This is a genomic window from Rhodococcus sp. ACPA1 (assembly GCF_002300195.1).
In the GTDB taxonomy this organism is placed as follows: Bacteria; Actinomycetota; Actinomycetes; order Mycobacteriales; family Mycobacteriaceae; genus Rhodococcus_F; species Rhodococcus_F opacus.
The window spans coordinates 639,089-653,096 of record NZ_NSDX01000004.1 but is presented as its reverse complement, the minus strand read 5'-3'; the positions used below and the strand labels follow the sequence as shown (position 1 = coordinate 653,096).

At 67.7% G+C, this 14,008-nt stretch carries 16 protein-coding genes; 8 read left to right on the top strand and 8 right to left on the bottom strand.

Annotated elements, in window-relative coordinates:
- Positions 1–29 precede the first annotated feature (29 nt).
- Genes CJ177_RS20955 through CJ177_RS20935 form a run of 5 tightly spaced genes read left to right on the top strand, consistent with a single transcriptional unit; the run spans position 30 to position 4,656 of the window.
- Positions 30–1,580 (top strand): long-chain fatty acid--CoA ligase, encoded by a 1,551-nt coding sequence (locus CJ177_RS20955; protein ID WP_095868509.1) that lies wholly within the window; start codon positions 30–32, stop codon positions 1,578–1,580.
- A 14-nt stretch (positions 1,581–1,594) separates the two neighbouring features.
- The gene (locus tag CJ177_RS20950; RefSeq protein WP_095868508.1) at positions 1,595–2,779 is read left to right on the top strand and encodes an acyl-CoA dehydrogenase family protein; all 1,185 of its coding nucleotides are present in this window, start codon (positions 1,595–1,597) and stop codon (positions 2,777–2,779) included.
- Positions 2,776–3,114 (top strand): YidH family protein, encoded by a 339-nt coding sequence (locus CJ177_RS20945; RefSeq protein ID WP_095868507.1) that lies wholly within the window; start codon positions 2,776–2,778, stop codon positions 3,112–3,114. The genes CJ177_RS20950 and CJ177_RS20945 overlap by 4 nt, the downstream gene beginning before the upstream one ends.
- Positions 3,111–3,419, top strand: coding sequence for a DUF202 domain-containing protein (locus CJ177_RS20940; RefSeq protein ID WP_095868506.1), 309 nt, complete (start codon positions 3,111–3,113; stop codon positions 3,417–3,419). Before CJ177_RS20945 ends, CJ177_RS20940 begins: the two co-directional genes overlap by 4 nt.
- A 49-nt stretch (positions 3,420–3,468) precedes the next feature.
- Complete coding sequence (locus CJ177_RS20935; RefSeq protein WP_025431590.1) at positions 3,469–4,656, top strand: serine hydrolase; 1,188 nt, start codon at positions 3,469–3,471, stop codon at positions 4,654–4,656.
- Positions 4,657–4,828: 172 nt separating this feature from the next.
- Here the strand turns inward: CJ177_RS20935 and CJ177_RS20930 are convergent, their stop codons facing one another.
- The 3 genes from CJ177_RS20930 to CJ177_RS20920 form a co-directional block, all read right to left on the bottom strand.
- Positions 4,829–5,134 (bottom strand): hypothetical protein, encoded by a 306-nt coding sequence (locus CJ177_RS20930; protein WP_061045089.1) that lies wholly within the window; start codon positions 5,132–5,134, stop codon positions 4,829–4,831.
- 118 nt (positions 5,135–5,252) lie between these two features.
- Positions 5,253–5,477 (bottom strand): anti-sigma factor, encoded by a 225-nt coding sequence (locus CJ177_RS20925; RefSeq protein WP_005260758.1) that lies wholly within the window; start codon positions 5,475–5,477, stop codon positions 5,253–5,255.
- A gap of 12 nt (positions 5,478–5,489) precedes the next feature.
- Positions 5,490–6,191: an RNA polymerase sigma factor gene (locus CJ177_RS20920; protein ID WP_061045088.1), complete on the bottom strand. Its 702-nt coding sequence runs from the start codon at positions 6,189–6,191 to the stop codon at positions 5,490–5,492.
- Between the two features lie 431 nt (positions 6,192–6,622).
- On the opposite strand from CJ177_RS20920, the gene CJ177_RS20915 reads away from it, so the two are divergent.
- The 3 genes from CJ177_RS20915 to CJ177_RS20905 are packed head-to-tail and all read left to right on the top strand — an operon-like array spanning position 6,623 to position 9,963.
- Positions 6,623–7,063: a helix-turn-helix transcriptional regulator gene (locus CJ177_RS20915; RefSeq protein WP_005237884.1), complete on the top strand. Its 441-nt coding sequence runs from the start codon at positions 6,623–6,625 to the stop codon at positions 7,061–7,063.
- Positions 7,064–7,076: 13 nt separating this feature from the next.
- A complete protein-coding gene (locus CJ177_RS20910) occupies positions 7,077–7,490 on the top strand; it encodes a VOC family protein (protein WP_005237883.1) in 414 nt (137 codons plus the stop codon).
- Positions 7,491–7,542: 52 nt separating this feature from the next.
- On the top strand, positions 7,543–9,963 hold the full coding sequence (locus tag CJ177_RS20905) for an excinuclease ABC subunit UvrA (RefSeq protein ID WP_095868505.1): 2,421 nt from the start codon (positions 7,543–7,545) through the stop codon (positions 9,961–9,963).
- On the opposite strand, the gene CJ177_RS20900 is transcribed toward CJ177_RS20905, so the two are convergent.
- The 5 genes from CJ177_RS20900 to CJ177_RS20880 are packed head-to-tail and all read right to left on the bottom strand — an operon-like array spanning position 9,948 to position 13,803.
- Complete coding sequence (locus CJ177_RS20900; protein WP_061045086.1) at positions 9,948–10,268, bottom strand: DUF2218 domain-containing protein; 321 nt, start codon at positions 10,266–10,268, stop codon at positions 9,948–9,950. The genes CJ177_RS20905 and CJ177_RS20900 overlap by 16 nt on opposite strands.
- A gap of 31 nt (positions 10,269–10,299) precedes the next feature.
- The gene (locus CJ177_RS20895; RefSeq protein ID WP_095868504.1) at positions 10,300–11,265 is read right to left on the bottom strand and encodes a VOC family protein; all 966 of its coding nucleotides are present in this window, start codon (positions 11,263–11,265) and stop codon (positions 10,300–10,302) included.
- Entirely contained in the window at positions 11,262–12,353 is a 1,092-nt protein-coding gene (locus tag CJ177_RS20890) for a 4-oxalomesaconate tautomerase (RefSeq protein ID WP_095868503.1), read from the bottom strand. The genes CJ177_RS20895 and CJ177_RS20890 overlap by 4 nt, the downstream gene beginning before the upstream one ends.
- Complete coding sequence (locus tag CJ177_RS20885) at positions 12,353–13,069, bottom strand: 4-carboxy-4-hydroxy-2-oxoadipate aldolase/oxaloacetate decarboxylase (RefSeq protein WP_095868502.1); 717 nt, start codon at positions 13,067–13,069, stop codon at positions 12,353–12,355. Before CJ177_RS20885 ends, CJ177_RS20890 begins: the two co-directional genes overlap by 1 nt.
- Positions 13,066–13,803 (bottom strand): PIG-L deacetylase family protein, encoded by a 738-nt coding sequence (locus CJ177_RS20880; RefSeq protein WP_005237870.1) that lies wholly within the window; start codon positions 13,801–13,803, stop codon positions 13,066–13,068. Before CJ177_RS20880 ends, CJ177_RS20885 begins: the two co-directional genes overlap by 4 nt.
- Between the last annotated feature and the right edge of the window lie 205 nt (positions 13,804–14,008).

Below are 14,008 nucleotides of genomic sequence, written 5' to 3'. Positions count from 1 at the left end.
ACGATCAACACGTCGATCTTGGAGACTGCATGAATCTCGGTACCTACCTCACCCGGAGCGCGACGTTCCGGCCGGACAGCGAGGCCGTGGTGTGCGGCGACAGTCGCCTCACCTACCGGGAACTCGACGACTCGACCAACCGTCTCGCCTCCGCGCTGATGCGCACCGGCCTCGGGATCGGCGACGCGGTGGCCACTTTCGCCGGCAACTGCGGAGAACTCGTCGTGACCGAGATGGCCGTGTGCAAGGCGGGATTCGTGCGCGTTCCCGTCAACGCGCGCCTGGGAGCCGACGAACTCGGCCACGTACTGCGCGACGCGAACGTCAAGACGCTCTTCGTCGACCTCGCGCACGCCGACGTGGCGTTGAAGGTCGTCGCGGACCTCGGCCTCGACATCGCCGTCTACGACTACGGGAACAGCGCACCCGGCGCGGACCGATACACGGATCTCCTCGCCGACGGACTCGGCGATCCCGTCGCCGTCGACCTCACCGATGACGCCCCCGCCGTCCTCAACTACACCTCCGGGTCCACCGGGAAGCTCAAGGCTGCCGTGCAGACGTACGGAAACCGGCTCGCCAACATGCGCAAACGCTTGATGAGCCCGACCGGTGCACCCACCGAGACGGACCGGTATCTGGCCCCGGGACCGATCACCCACGCCTCCGGGATGATGATGCTCGGCGTGCTCGCCCGCGGCGGCGCGGTCGTCGTCCTGCCTGCGTTCGACACCGAGTTGTTCCTGCGCACCATCGAGAAGGAACGCATCACCACCACCTTCGTCGTCCCGACGATGCTCAACATGCTGATGGACCATCCCGCCGCGAACGACGTCGACCTGTCGAGCCTGCGGTGCGTCGGCGTCGGCGGCGCACCGGTCTCACCGCAACGGCTGCGTGACGCCGTCGCGATGTTCGGCCCCGTCATCATGCAGGGATACGGTCTCGGGGAAACGACGAGTGGCATCACCGTACTCACCTACGACGACGTCGTGCGAGGCGTCGAATCCGATCCGGAACTGCTGATGTCCTGCGGGCGCCCGGTATTCGACACCGAGGTTCGCGTGGTGGACGACGCGGGCAACGAACTGCCGGCCGGCGGGATCGGCGAGATCGTCGCGCGCGGCCCCGACTGTGTGCGCGAATACTGGCACGAGCCCGACCTGAGCGCCGAGACGTTCGTCGACGGCTGGGTCCACACCGGGGATGTCGGGTACTTCCGCCACGACGGATATCTGTTCATCGTCGACCGCAAGAAGGACATGATCATCTCGGGCGGGTTCAACATCTACTGCAGCGAGGTGGAAGCCGCGCTGTACGAGCACCCGGCCGTGTCCGGCGCCTGCGTCGTCGGTGTCCCCGACGAGAAGTGGGGTGAGGCAGTCAAAGCCGTCGTGGTCACGTGGACCCCGGTGACCGAGGACGAGCTGATCGAGCACTGCGCCGAACGCCTCGCGCGGATGAAGAAGCCCCGCTCGATCGACTTCGTCGACAGCCTCCCCGTCAACCGCAACGGCAAGATCGACCGCAAGTCGGTGCGCGAATGCTACTGGGCGCAGGCCGCCCGCCACGTCAACTGAAAGCGGAGCCTCCGATGACCTTCACCCTGAACCCCACCTACGACGACAACCCTCGCCTGCACGACCTCGTCGCACGGCTGCGTGACTACCTGGACGGCGAACTCGCCGACTACGAACGCGAACTCGGCCTCACCTCCGGGAGCGTGTACACCCGCGAGACGCTCGAGCCGGTGTGGCGACGCAGCCGCGAGCTCGGCTTCTACGGTGTCAGCCTGCCCGCGGACCTCGGCGGCGCGGGACTGTCGTTCACCGAACTCGCAGCCCTGAAGGAAGAAGTGGGCGCGTCACCGCGGGTCCTGTCGACCTCGGTGCTCGGCGACATGGGCGGACCGCTGCGGGTGGGCAGCATCTTCCAGTACGCCACCGAGTACCAGATCGAGAAGTACCTGCTCCCCGTCACGCGCGGCGAACGCGCGTGCTGCTTCTCGCTCACGGAGAACGACGCCGGCTCCGACGTGCGCGGCATGCTCACCACCGCCACCCCGGACGGCGACGGGTGGCGCCTGACCGGCCACAAGGTGTTCTCCACCGCCGGACCGTTCGCGGACTTCTCCATCCTCATCGCGAAGATGGCAGACGACGGCGACGCCGGCCCGCGCTACTCCGCGTTCCTCGTCGACCTGGACACCCCGGGATGCACGGTGCAGCAGGGCGAGACCCCGATGTCGGGCCAGCACATCGAGGCCGACATCGTTCTCGACGACTGCTATGTCGGACCGGAACAGTTGCTCGGTGACGTGGGGCAGGGGCTGAAGATCGGGCTCGGTCGCGTCACGGTCAACCGGCTCCTGCACTGCCCGACGGCGCTGGGCGGTGCACGCCGAGCCCTGGAGTTGTCCGTCGACTACGCCCGCACCAGGCAGGTGCAGGGCGCGCCGCTCGGCACGCTGCAGAGCATCCAGCACCGGCTGGCGGACATGGCAACCGACTACTACGCGGCTCGGGCGATGACCTACGACGCACTCGCCGCGCTCGACCGGGGCGAGCGGCCGCGGATCGAAGCCTTCATGTGCAAGCTGTTCGTGGCGGAGAAGGCGTTCGCGATCGCCGATGCCGCCGTGCAGATCCACGGCAAATCGGGCGTCGTCCGTGGTAGCGAGGTGGAATCGCTGTTCCAGCGTCTGCGGATGTTCCGGATCCTCACCGGATCCTCCGAGATCCAGAAGAACGGCATCGCCCGATTCCTTCTGCTCCCGTGAGCGCCGACCCGGAGACGGAGCCCGACTACCGGTTCACGCTCGCCAACGAGCGGACGTTCCTGGCCTGGATCCGTACCGCGCTCGCTCTTCTGGCGGGCGGGGTCGCGGTCAGCCAGTTCTACCTGCCGCGTGGCGGGTCCGCGTTCCACGACACGCTGGGTGCGGTCTGCATCCTGCTGGCCGCGCTCGTCGCGGTCGGTGCGCTGCTGCGGTGGCGGTCAGTGCAGTCCGCGATGCGCCGCGCCGTTCCGCTACCGGCATCGCGTCTGGCCCCGGCCGTGGTCGCGGGTGTGTGTCTCGCCGCCGCGCTCGGCGTCGTCTGGGCGGCGACGTGACCGCGCTGCCGCCGGGACTGCAGGCCGAACGTACGGTGCCGGCGTGGCGCCGCACGTTACCGGCGGTCTGCCTGTGCCTCGCCGCAGTCGTGCGCGCCGCGCTCGTGCACCCGCACGTTGCCTACGTCGTTTCGGTGGCCGGAGCTTTCGGCGCTGCCGCGTCGGTGGTCGCAGGCGCCGTGACGCGGCACCGCCGATACCGCCGGCGCGCCGACGACCCCCGCCCACTCGGCCTCCCGATTCCCGCCGCCGTCAGCCTCGCCGTTCTCGCGACGGCAGGCGCCGCCCTTGCCGCACCGGCCTGAAGCTCGATGTTCCCCAGCCCGTATCCCGATCCGACAGAGGAGATCCGCTGTGTCGCAATTGCCACTCGCAGAACTGAAATGGACGCTCGGATTCACCGACCCGGCGCACGTCCGCCGGCAGGCGACGACCGTCGGCGAGACCGGCCCCACACGTCGGGTCTGGCGCGGCGACGGCCCGCGCCGGGAACTGCCGGAGCAGTTGCAGGACCTCTCACGGCTCGCCGTCGAGTCCGGAGGCGGGGGAGCGAGCACCCTGTACCAGTTCCTCGTCGACTCGCATTCGGACGGGATGATCGTGCTGCACCGCGGCGCGGTCGTCTACGAGCAGTACCTGCACGGCCTCCGTCGTCAGGACCTGCACCTGACCGCGTCGATGGCCAAGGCCTTCATCGGCCTGCTCGCCGGGATTCTCGAGGACCAGGGCTTGTTCACGCGGGACGATCAGGTCGCCACATACGTTCCCGAGTTGACGGGAACGGCGTTCGGTGACGCCACCATTCGTCATCTGCTCGACATGACGACACAGGTGGCCTACGGGGGACGAAAATTCCATCGTGAGGTCGAGGCACACCGGTGGTGGGCAGTCGTGGCCCCCGGGATGCGGCCCGACGGATACGACGGGCCGACGACCCTGCTCGACCGACTGAAAACGGCCCGCGCGACCGGCCCGTACGGCGAGGTCTTCCACTACGAGAACGGAAGCTGCGAGGCGATGGGCGCGCTGATCAGCCGCGTCACCGGCGCAACCGTCTCGGACCTGATGAGCGAGTTGATCTGGTCGAAGATCGGCGCTGACGAGGACGCCCGGTACATCCTCGACACCGCCGGCGTCGAAACCGCATGCGGTGGGTACGCGGCCACACTCCGGGACATCGCCAAGGTGGGGGAGATGCTCCGCTGTGGGGGCGCTCTCGGCGACCGCCAGATCGTTCCGGAGTCGGTGGTACGTGCGATCAGCACCGTCCCCGACGGAGCCACCGCTCAGGTGCGGTTGCCGCGTGCGTCGGCGAATTCGCCTGCCACGATGAGCTACCGGGACTACTGGTGGATTCTCAACGACCCGTTCGACTCCTTCATGGCCAGCGGAATCCACGGCCAGCGGTTGTTCGTCTCCCGCGAACTCGATCTCGTCGTCGCACACTTCGGATCGCAGATCATCTCGCCGTGCGTCGCCACACCACCGTTCCCGGCGGTGTTCACGCGGCTCGGGACGCAATTGTCGATGGCGGTTGTCTGATGTAAACGAACACCCGTGCCACGACGTCCTCGACAACTCCCGCTGACGGATTGCGCACCTGACGGATGTGCCGGGGCGGCGGACGCAATTACTGTGGCGGCCTCGGACGGGCACTCTGCCGAGTGCCCGTCCGTGGCATGACATCTGGACTGTGACCGGAGAGCGTCAGCCGTTACGACGGGATGACGTTCCAGATGATCGGGACCTGATCGGTGGGCATGTTCTCGGCCCTGCGTTCCTGACGCTGGTCGCGCTGCCGATCGCGGGTCCGATCGTCGTTGCCGCCGGGAATGTCGCGACCGGTGTCAGGGGAGGCCACTGCGGCGACCGGGTGTTCCGCGGCCGGGGCAACCGCGCCCGCGACGCCGATGGGAAGGACACCGAGTGCGGCTGCAGCCACCACCACGGTCACGATCCGCTTCCGCAGCGAGCCGCGGTGGGTGCGTCGGTCGTCTTGGTGCGAATGTGTGGCGTTCATGGTCTGAATTCCTGTCCGAGTGCCGCGAACCCGACGTTCACGGCTACTTGAACGGTGTCTGCGAGGGCGCGAAACGTTACACTCCGCCGGACATTATTTTGCGGTGAGTTTTCCGCCGCTAGCGCCAGTCGCGAAATGCGGCGAGCAGGCGATCCCGCAACGCCGGATCGAGCTCGTCCGGGGGGAGCGCCCCGAGGGTGTGCACCGTCTGCTCGATCTGCTCGAGATAGGTGGCGCACCCCGGGCATTCGCCCAGATGGGTTTCGAATCGGACCCGGGCATCGGGATCCATGTCATCCTCGAGGTAGGCCGTGACGAGTTCGACGAGGTCCTGGCAGTCCATGTCTTCCATGTCTCACGCTCCCGTTCCGAGATAATCCTCGAGGGCCTGGCGCACGTGTGCGCGACCCCGATGCAGCAGCACCCGCTGATTCGCCGGGGTGATCGCGAGCATCGCGGACACTTCCTCGGCGTCGTAACCGAGGACGTCACGCAGAACGACCACGATCCGCTGGCGGTCGGGTAGGTGCTCGAGTTCGCGGCCCGCGACGTCGAGGACCTCCGCACCCAGGACCGACCCTTCGGGGGTCTCCGGCCAGCTGGTCGGAGGAGTCGCCCAGTGGTGTGGATCCTCCGGGGAGGATGCAGGCAGAAACCGGGCCGGGTCCACGGAGGCGCTGCCCGTGTAGGCGGCCAGTGCGGCGTCGACATCGTGCCGGTCCCGCACTCCGCGTTTCTTGGCGATGTTGACGAGTATCCGGAACAGCCAGGTACGGAGCGTGGAGCGGCCTTCGAATCGGTCGATGCCCTGGAGCACGGCGATCCAGGTTTCCTGTACGACGTCCTCCGCGACCTCGGCGCTGGCCACGTACCCTCGCGCCACGCGCAGCATCATCGGTGTGTGCAGGTCGACCAGTTCGGCGAATGCCGACTCGTCCCGTGCACGCAAGGCGTCGACGAGGCACTGCTCGTGCGAGGTATCGATCTCGGTCATCCGCTCCTCCTCGGTGATCGAGGCGCTCCGGAAGCGTGGCCGCGTGAGACGGCCGGATGTCACCCAACATTACCGATCTCGGTGGCAGCCGTCGATCAGCCGCATCCGGGCGCGCGGTGGTAGGGCCGAACGGCCCTGTCTCGGCTTCGTGGCGCGAGGAAGACTCGATGCGGAGGGGTGGCGGGCCGCGGCGACGCGGAAACGGTCGCGGCGGCCCGGGTGCCCCAGGAAACGACTGCACCTGGCAATTCAGGAAGGGCGACGCATGGATTTTCGGCGAACTCCGCTGGCGCGTTCGGAGAATTACTGGGAGCAGCTGGGTTCAGTGGAAGCTCGCCACGTGGACGGAGCCGAGCAGGACCGGCCGCCGGCCCCGGATGAACAGGTCTCGCTCGTCGACCACTGTCGAGGCGCCACACCCGACCCGGCGTGAGGAGCGTGAGCGCGGAGAGAAACGCTAGGCAACTCCGGTGCGACGTGGCACGATTTCGTTTGTGACGAGCAGTCCCGCTGCGAACCAGCGCCTACGTGACCTCGCGCTGCTGCGCCGCGTCCGTGACCGGATCGACCGAGAGCACGCACAGCCGCTGGACGTCGAGTCGCTCGCCCGTGGCGTGAACATGTCGGCCGGGCACCTCAGCCGGCAGTTCCGGCTCGCGTACGGCGAGTCTCCGTATTCGTACCTGATGACGCGGCGCATCGAGCGGGCGATGGCGCTGCTGCGTCGCGGCGACCTCAGTGTCACCGAGGTCTGTTTCGCGGTCGGCTGCTCGTCTCTGGGCACCTTCAGCACGCGTTTCACCGAGCTGACCGGGGTCCCGCCCAGCACCTACCGACGCCAGGAGGCTGACGCGGCGGCGGGCATTCCGTCGTGTGTGGCGAAACAGGTCACCAGACCGATCAGGAATCGAGAAGCGCAGGGCGCCGATTCGTAATTATCGTGATCCCATGGACATCACAATTCACCAGACCTACCTCCCGCAGGACGACCCGGACGCCGCGTTGGCCTTCTATCGCGACACTCTCGGCTTCGAGGTTCGCAACGACGTCGGATACAACGGGATGCGCTGGATCACGGTCGGCCCGGCCGACCAGCCCGGCACGTCCATCGTCCTGCATCCGCCGGCCGCCGACCCCGGCATCACCGACGACGAGCGCCGCACCATCGCCGAGATGATGGCCAAGGGCACCTACGCGGCCATCAACCTGGCCACCAGGAATCTCGACGGCGTCTTCGAGAAGCTGCAGGCCAGCGACTCCGCGGAGGTCGTCCAGGAGCCGACCGAGCAGCCGTACGGAGTCCGTGACTGCGCCTTCCGCGATCCCGCGGGCAACATGGTTCGTATCCAGGAACTGCGCTGATCGACGCCGACGGAGACCGCGAAGGCGGCTCCGCCCAACAGAGGGAGACACGATGAGCATGGCCACGAAGGCGGACACGACGGGGCGTGCGAAGCGACGGGAAGATTCGGAGTCGCCGGATCTGCACGCTGCCGACAGTCACGATCTCATCCGCGTGCACGGCGCCCGCGAGAACAACCTCAAGGACATCAGTGTCGAGCTCCCGAAGCGCCGGCTGACGGTGTTCACCGGTGTCTCCGGCTCGGGCAAGAGCTCGCTGGTGTTCGCCACGATCGCCGCGGAGTCGCAGCGGATGATCAACGAGACCTACAGCTCCTTCGTGCAGGGTTTCATGCCGACCCTGGCTCGGCCGGAGGTCGACGTACTGGAGGGCCTGACGACGGCGATCATCGTCGACCAGGAACGGATGGGTTCGAATCCCCGCTCCACCGTGGGGACCGCCACCGACGCGAATGCGATGCTGCGCATCCTGTTCAGCCGGCTCGGGCAGCCGCACATCGGCTCGCCCCAGGCGTTCTCCTTCAACGTCGCGTCGATTTCGGGCGCGGGCGCGGTCACCATCGAGCGCGGTGGCCGTGAGACGAAGGAGCGGCGGAGCTTCAGCATCACCGGCGGCATGTGCCCGCGCTGCGAGGGCCGGGGGTCGGTCACCGACTTCGACCTGACCGCGCTGTACGACGACAGCAAGTCCCTCAACGAGAACGCGCTCACGATCCCCGGCTACAGCATGGACGGCTGGTACGGCCGGATCTACCGCGGCTGTGGCTATTTCAACCCCGACAAGCCGATCAGCAAGTACACCAAGAGGGAGCTGAACGACCTCCTCTACAAGGAGCCGACCAAGATCAAGGTCGAGGGGGTCAACCTGACGTACTCGGGGTTGATTCCCCAGATACAGAAGTCGTTCCTGGCCAAGGACGTCGACGCGATGCAGCCGCATATCCGCGCGTTCGTGGAGCGGGCGATCACGTTCACCACCTGCCCCGAGTGCGACGGCACACGGCTCAATGAGGGGGCTCGATCGTCGAAGATCGAGGGCATCAATATCGCCGACGCCTGCGCGATGCAGATCAGCGACCTCGCCGACTGGGTCCGGGACCTGAAGGAGCCGTCGGTGGCGCCGCTGCTGACGGCGCTGCGGCACCTCCTCGACTCGTTCACGGAGATCGGGTTGGGGTACCTCTCGCTGGACCGACCGGCGGGCACGCTGTCGGGCGGCGAGGCGCAGCGCACCAAGATGATCCGACACCTCGGCTCGTCGCTCACCGACGTCACGTATGTCTTCGACGAGCCGACCATCGGCCTGCACCCGCACGACATCGAGCGGATGAACGCCCTGCTGCTGCAGCTGCGGGACAAGGGCAACACGGTGCTCGTCGTGGAGCACAAGCCGGAGACGATCGTGATCGCCGACCACGTCGTCGACCTCGGCCCCGGCGCCGGTACGGCGGGCGGCACCGTCTGCTTCGAGGGCACCGTGGAGGGGTTGCGGGGGAGTGACACCACGACCGGCCGTCACTTCGACGACCGGGCGGTGGTCAAGGAATCGGTGCGTTCGTCGTCCGATGCGCTGGAGATCCGCGGCGCGTCCTCGCACAACCTGCAGGACGTGGACGTCGACATCCCGCTCGGGGTGCTCTGCGTGGTCACGGGCGTCGCGGGCTCCGGCAAGAGCTCGCTGATCGACGGCTCGGTGTCCGGGCGGGACGGGGTGGTCTCGATCGACCAGGGCGCGATCAAGGGCTCCCGGCGCAGCAACCCGGCGACCTACACCGGGCTGCTCGATCCGATCCGCAAGGCGTTCGCGAAGGCCAACGGCGTGAAGCCGGCACTCTTCAGTTCCAACTCCGAGGGCGCCTGCCCCACCTGCAACGGCGCCGGTGTCATCTACACCGACCTGGGCGTCATGGCCACCGTCGAATCCCCCTGCGAGGAGTGCGAGGGGAAGCGGTTCCAAGCGTCGGTGCTCGAGTACACGCTGGGCGGCCGGAATATCGCCGAAGTGCTCGCGATGCCGGTGGCCGAGGCCGAGGAGTTCTTCGGTGCCGGCGAGTCGCGGATCCCGGCGGCTCACAAGATCCTGCAGCGGCTCGCCGACGTCGGGCTCGGCTACCTCAGCCTCGGACAGCCGCTCACCACGCTGTCCGGCGGCGAGCGTCAGCGGCTCAAGCTGGCCACTGCCATGGCCGAGAAGGGCGACGTCTACGTCCTCGACGAGCCGACCACCGGCCTTCACCTCGCCGACGTCGAACAACTGCTGGGGCTGCTCGACCGGCTCGTCGACTCCGGTAAATCGGTCATCGTCATCGAGCATCACCAGGCGGTCATGGCGCACGCCGACTGGATCATCGACCTCGGCCCGGGCGCCGGCCACGACGGCGGCCGGATCGTGTTCGAGGGCAGTCCGGAGGATCTGGTGTCCGCCCGCTCCACCCTCACCGGCGAGCACCTCGCGGCCTACGTCGGCACCTGATCACCCCTTACCCATGCCACTGTCAGACCGTCACGTTCGCCGAATCTGACGAGATGCCTTCCGACGACGTCTTCCAGTCGGGGCAGCTCGCCGGATTCGGCGACGAGGTGCAGGTGTAGTTCGCCTTCTCCGGCGGTCACCGTCGCCCGGCCGCCGGCCAGGTCGATCCAGCCGGATCGTGTGTCCGGTGTCCACTCGCCGCCGTTGCGGCGTCCGAGGTGGGATACGAGTTGTTTGCCGTACCGTTCGGGCCGGTCGGTGCGGACGACCGCGTGCGATTCGCCGCCTGTGATGTCGCCGGTCATATCGGTCCCTTTCGACGGTGCGTCCCGTGTCTCAGTGTGTACCCGGAACGGGTGGGGTGCCGTGGATGTGGAACGTCTCGATGGTCTTCATTCCCCACGCCTGACCCTTGGACCGTTCGGCCTCGGTCCATTCGATGACGTCCCAATCGGGATCGAGGATCAGCCGCGCTCCGGGGTTGCAGAACTCGATACGGTTGCCGCCCGGCTCGTAGACGTAGAGGAAGAACGTCTGCTGGATGGCGTGCTTGTGCGGTCCGGTCTCGATGTGGACGCCGTTTTCGAGGAAGACGTCGGCGGCGCGGAGGATATCCTCGCGGGTGTCGGTGGCGAACGCGATGTGGTGCAGACGCCCGTTGCTGCCCGTCCAGTCCTCGGTGTAGACCACGTCGTAACTCTTGTTCGTGAAGGTCAGCCACTGTCCGGCGATTTTGCCCGTGTTCAGCCGGATCTGTTCGGTGGGACGGCCGCCGAGCACGTCCCGGACGAAGGTTCCGTTGGTCTCGACGTCCGCGGCGAGGAAGTTCACGTGATCGAGGCGGCGAACCGTGGCGGGCGCACCCGGGTAGCGTTCGGCCTGGTTCTTCAGCGCCGGCGCGAACTCCGCCGGAGGCGCGGTCTTCTCGACCTCCCAGTACAGGTCCATCGGGTGACCGTCGGGGTCGGCGAACGTGTAAGTCTTGCCGATACCGGGATCACCGTCGCGCCACCCGAGGCCGCGGCCGGCGGCTTCGATCGCCGCGACACGGCGTTCCAGTGCCGCGGCACTCGACGTCCGGTAACCCAGCCGCCCGATGCCCGACGTGTCGTGGGCGGTGAGCTTGAGGGAGTGGTGCTGGTAGTCGTCCCACGAACGCAGGTACACGCTGCCGCCGTCGGCGGCGACCTCACGCAGGCCGAGCAGTTCGGTGAAGAACCACTTGCTCTCGTCGAAGGTCGGGGTGAACAGTTCGACGTAGCCGAGGTGGGCGATGTCGAAGCGGGCGTCGTCGGTGCTCATGAGTTGTCCTCGGTGTGGGGGCCTGCGGGCCGGGGGTAGACGGTGCCGTCGAACAGGGTGCGGGCGGTGCGGATCACGGCGGCGCGGCGGATGTCGACGCCGTCGTCACCGGTGTAGGTCAGGTCGATGTCGACGTCGAAGTACCCGGTGGGGTGTTCGATGCGGACGACGCCGTCGTCACGGTGACGGCTGAGCCGATCGGCGACCGATCCGGGGATCCGGACCGCGGTGCCGACGGTGAGCGCTCCGAGCACGCCGATGGCGGTGTGGCACCGCACGGGGATGAACGTGCGGGTGTCGAGGGTGCCGTCGCCGAGTGGGGCGGCGACCAGTGTCATCTTGGGGACGGTCGTGGTGGACACATCGCCGAGTCCCATCAATTTGCCTGCCTGCGAACGGATGTGAGCGATCCGCTCGGTCAGGTCGGTGTCGGCCTCGAGTTCGTCGGGGCTCTCGTGACCGCGCACACCGAGATCGGCGGCAGCGATGACGACCGTCGGCATGCCGTTGTCGATGCAGGTGACGTCCACTCCGTCGACGGTGTCGACGACGCGGCCGGTCGGGAGCAGCGCCCCGCACGTAGAGCCCGCGGTGCCGGAGAACGCGATGCTGACCGGGGCGGCGGCGCCGGGCACGCCGGCGATCTCGCAGCTGCCGGCGTAATCGACCTGCCCGCCCGGTGTCGGGAACGTTGCCGTGGCGAAGCCGTCCGAATTGACCATCCGGATCCGGACACTCGTGTGCTCGGAATCGGCCGGCACCAGGCCGTGTTCCACGGCGAACGGGCCGACGCCGGCGAGGATGTTGCCGCAGTTCTGCGCCGACGACACGCGGGCCTGATCCACCACGACCTGCAGGAACAGGTAATCGACGTCCGCGCGCGGATCATCCGACGGGCTGATCACCGCGACCTTGCTGGTGAGTGGGTGGGCGCCCCCGATCCCGTCGATCTGACGGGGATCGGGGGATCCCATGACGCGCAGCAGGAGGTCGTCCCGCTCGCGGAGGTCGGAGGGGAGATCCGCGGCGAGGAAGAACGCCCCCTTGGACGTGCCGCCCCGCATCCACGTGCAGGCGATGCCGCCCATCACAGCGTCTCCTGCTGTTCCAGCCGGTACTGCTTCTGCGACAGGTACCGCACGCCGAGGGAGTCGAGGACCGGACGCAACCCGTACCGGTCCAGCCCCAGCTCGCCGTCGCGGAAGGACTGTCGCGCGGCCTCTTCCTTCTCCAGCCGGGCGCGGGAGGCGGCAACGGTGTCGGCCGCGGCGGCGCGGGGCACGATCACCACACCGTCGTCGTCGGCCACCACGACGTCACCGGCGTCGACGGACACCCGGCCCAGGGTCACGGGAATGTTCACCGCGCCTGCGGTGGCCTTGACCGTGCCCTGCGCGGACACCGCGGTGGACCACACGGGGAAGCCCATGTCGTTCAGTTCGGCGACGTCGCGGACGCCGGCGTCGATGACGAGTCCGCGGACACCGCGCGACTGCAGGGCGGTGGCGAACAGTTCGCCGAACATGCCGTCCGTCGACGGGGAGTTGGTGGTGACCACCAGGATGTCGCCGGCGCCGCACTGCTCGATGGCGGCGTGGATCATCAGGTTGTCGCCGGGCCAGGACAGGACGGTCACGGCGGTGCCGGCGATCCGGGCGCCGGACTGGATGGGCCGGAACTGCGGGCCGGCGAGACCGGCGCGCCCCTGCGCCTCGTGCACCGTCGCGGTGCCGAACTCGGCGAGGGCGTCGACCGTGTCGAGGGGTGTCTTGATCGGGTCGGTGAGGATGACGGGATCTTTCACGACAGCACCTCCGCCACCTGCGGGTAGTACCGCACGTACGCCTCACCCATCGTGTCGGTGCTGAAGCCGAGGTTCGGTCCGGCGTTGCGCTTGACCTGCACACCGCGCCGCCGTGCGAGGTCGGTGTAGTAGGTCCACATGTGTTCTTGCGCCACAAGTGATTCCATCGCCTTGCGCTTCTGCGGGAAGACGTCGGTGATGTCGATCAGCACGTTCGGCTTGAAGTCGCACTGCTCGGGCTGGTGCGGCTCGAAGAAGAACACCGGCGGGGCCCCCAGGGGCTCACCCTCGGCGGGATAGCCGATCGCCTGGGCCAGGATGCGGGCGTCGAGCGCCATTCGGGCGGCCGCGGGATGGTCGGCGTTGTACGGGTCGATCAGCGGATGGGTCAGCACCACAGTCGGATTGACGTCGCGGTAGACGTGCACCAACCGGTCGACCAACTCCGGCGAGGGCAGCAGCGGGTAGTCGCCGGCGTCGAAGAACTCGATCTCCGCTCCCAGTGCCGACGCGGCCGCTTCCGCTTCTCCCCGCCGGATGTCCTTGATTTCCTCGAGCGACTTGCCGTCCCGCCATGCCCGAGCGGATTCACCGCGCTCGCCGTAGCTCAGGCACACGACTTTCGCGCGTTCGCCGCGAGCAGTGGCGGCGGCAATGGCTCCGCCGGCACGCCAGACGAAGTCGCCGGCATGGGCGCTGACGACCAGCAGGGCCGGTTCTACCTGATTTGCCATGAGTGATTCCTTTCCTCGCTGTCCGAGATGTGGGCGGGGACACCTCGCCCGGTAGCAAGTAGCGCATATTGCCGACCAAATTGTCAACAATCACGTACTCATTTTTCACGACGATAAGGTTGTGCAGATCGTGGCGGATCGTATAGGTTATGTGCCGAGTGACCTGAGTCACGCGATCGAATCATCGCTGTGAGGAGAGCCGTGC

Bases quoted from the DNA above. Each gene is read 5' to 3' on its own strand.
- CJ177_RS20955 (WP_095868509.1), top strand. From the start codon at position 30: ATGAATCTCGGTACCTACCTCACCCGGAGCGCGACGTTCCGGCCGGAC.
- CJ177_RS20950 (WP_095868508.1), top strand. From the start codon at position 1,595: ATGACCTTCACCCTGAACCCCACCTACGACGACAACCCTCGCCTGCAC.
- CJ177_RS20930 (WP_061045089.1), bottom strand. From the start codon at position 5,134: ATGAACGCCACACATTCGCACCAAGACGACCGACGCACCCACCGCGGC.
- CJ177_RS20925 (WP_005260758.1), bottom strand. From the start codon at position 5,477: ATGGACTGCCAGGACCTCGTCGAACTCGTCACGGCCTACCTCGAGGAT.
- CJ177_RS20910 (WP_005237883.1), top strand. From the start codon at position 7,077: ATGGACATCACAATTCACCAGACCTACCTCCCGCAGGACGACCCGGAC.
- CJ177_RS20905 (WP_095868505.1), top strand. From the start codon at position 7,543: ATGAGCATGGCCACGAAGGCGGACACGACGGGGCGTGCGAAGCGACGG.
- CJ177_RS20900 (WP_061045086.1), bottom strand. From the start codon at position 10,268: ATGACCGGCGACATCACAGGCGGCGAATCGCACGCGGTCGTCCGCACC.
- CJ177_RS20895 (WP_095868504.1), bottom strand. From the start codon at position 11,265: ATGAGCACCGACGACGCCCGCTTCGACATCGCCCACCTCGGCTACGTC.
- CJ177_RS20890 (WP_095868503.1), bottom strand. From the start codon at position 12,353: ATGGGCGGCATCGCCTGCACGTGGATGCGGGGCGGCACGTCCAAGGGG.
- CJ177_RS20880 (WP_005237870.1), bottom strand. From the start codon at position 13,803: ATGGCAAATCAGGTAGAACCGGCCCTGCTGGTCGTCAGCGCCCATGCC.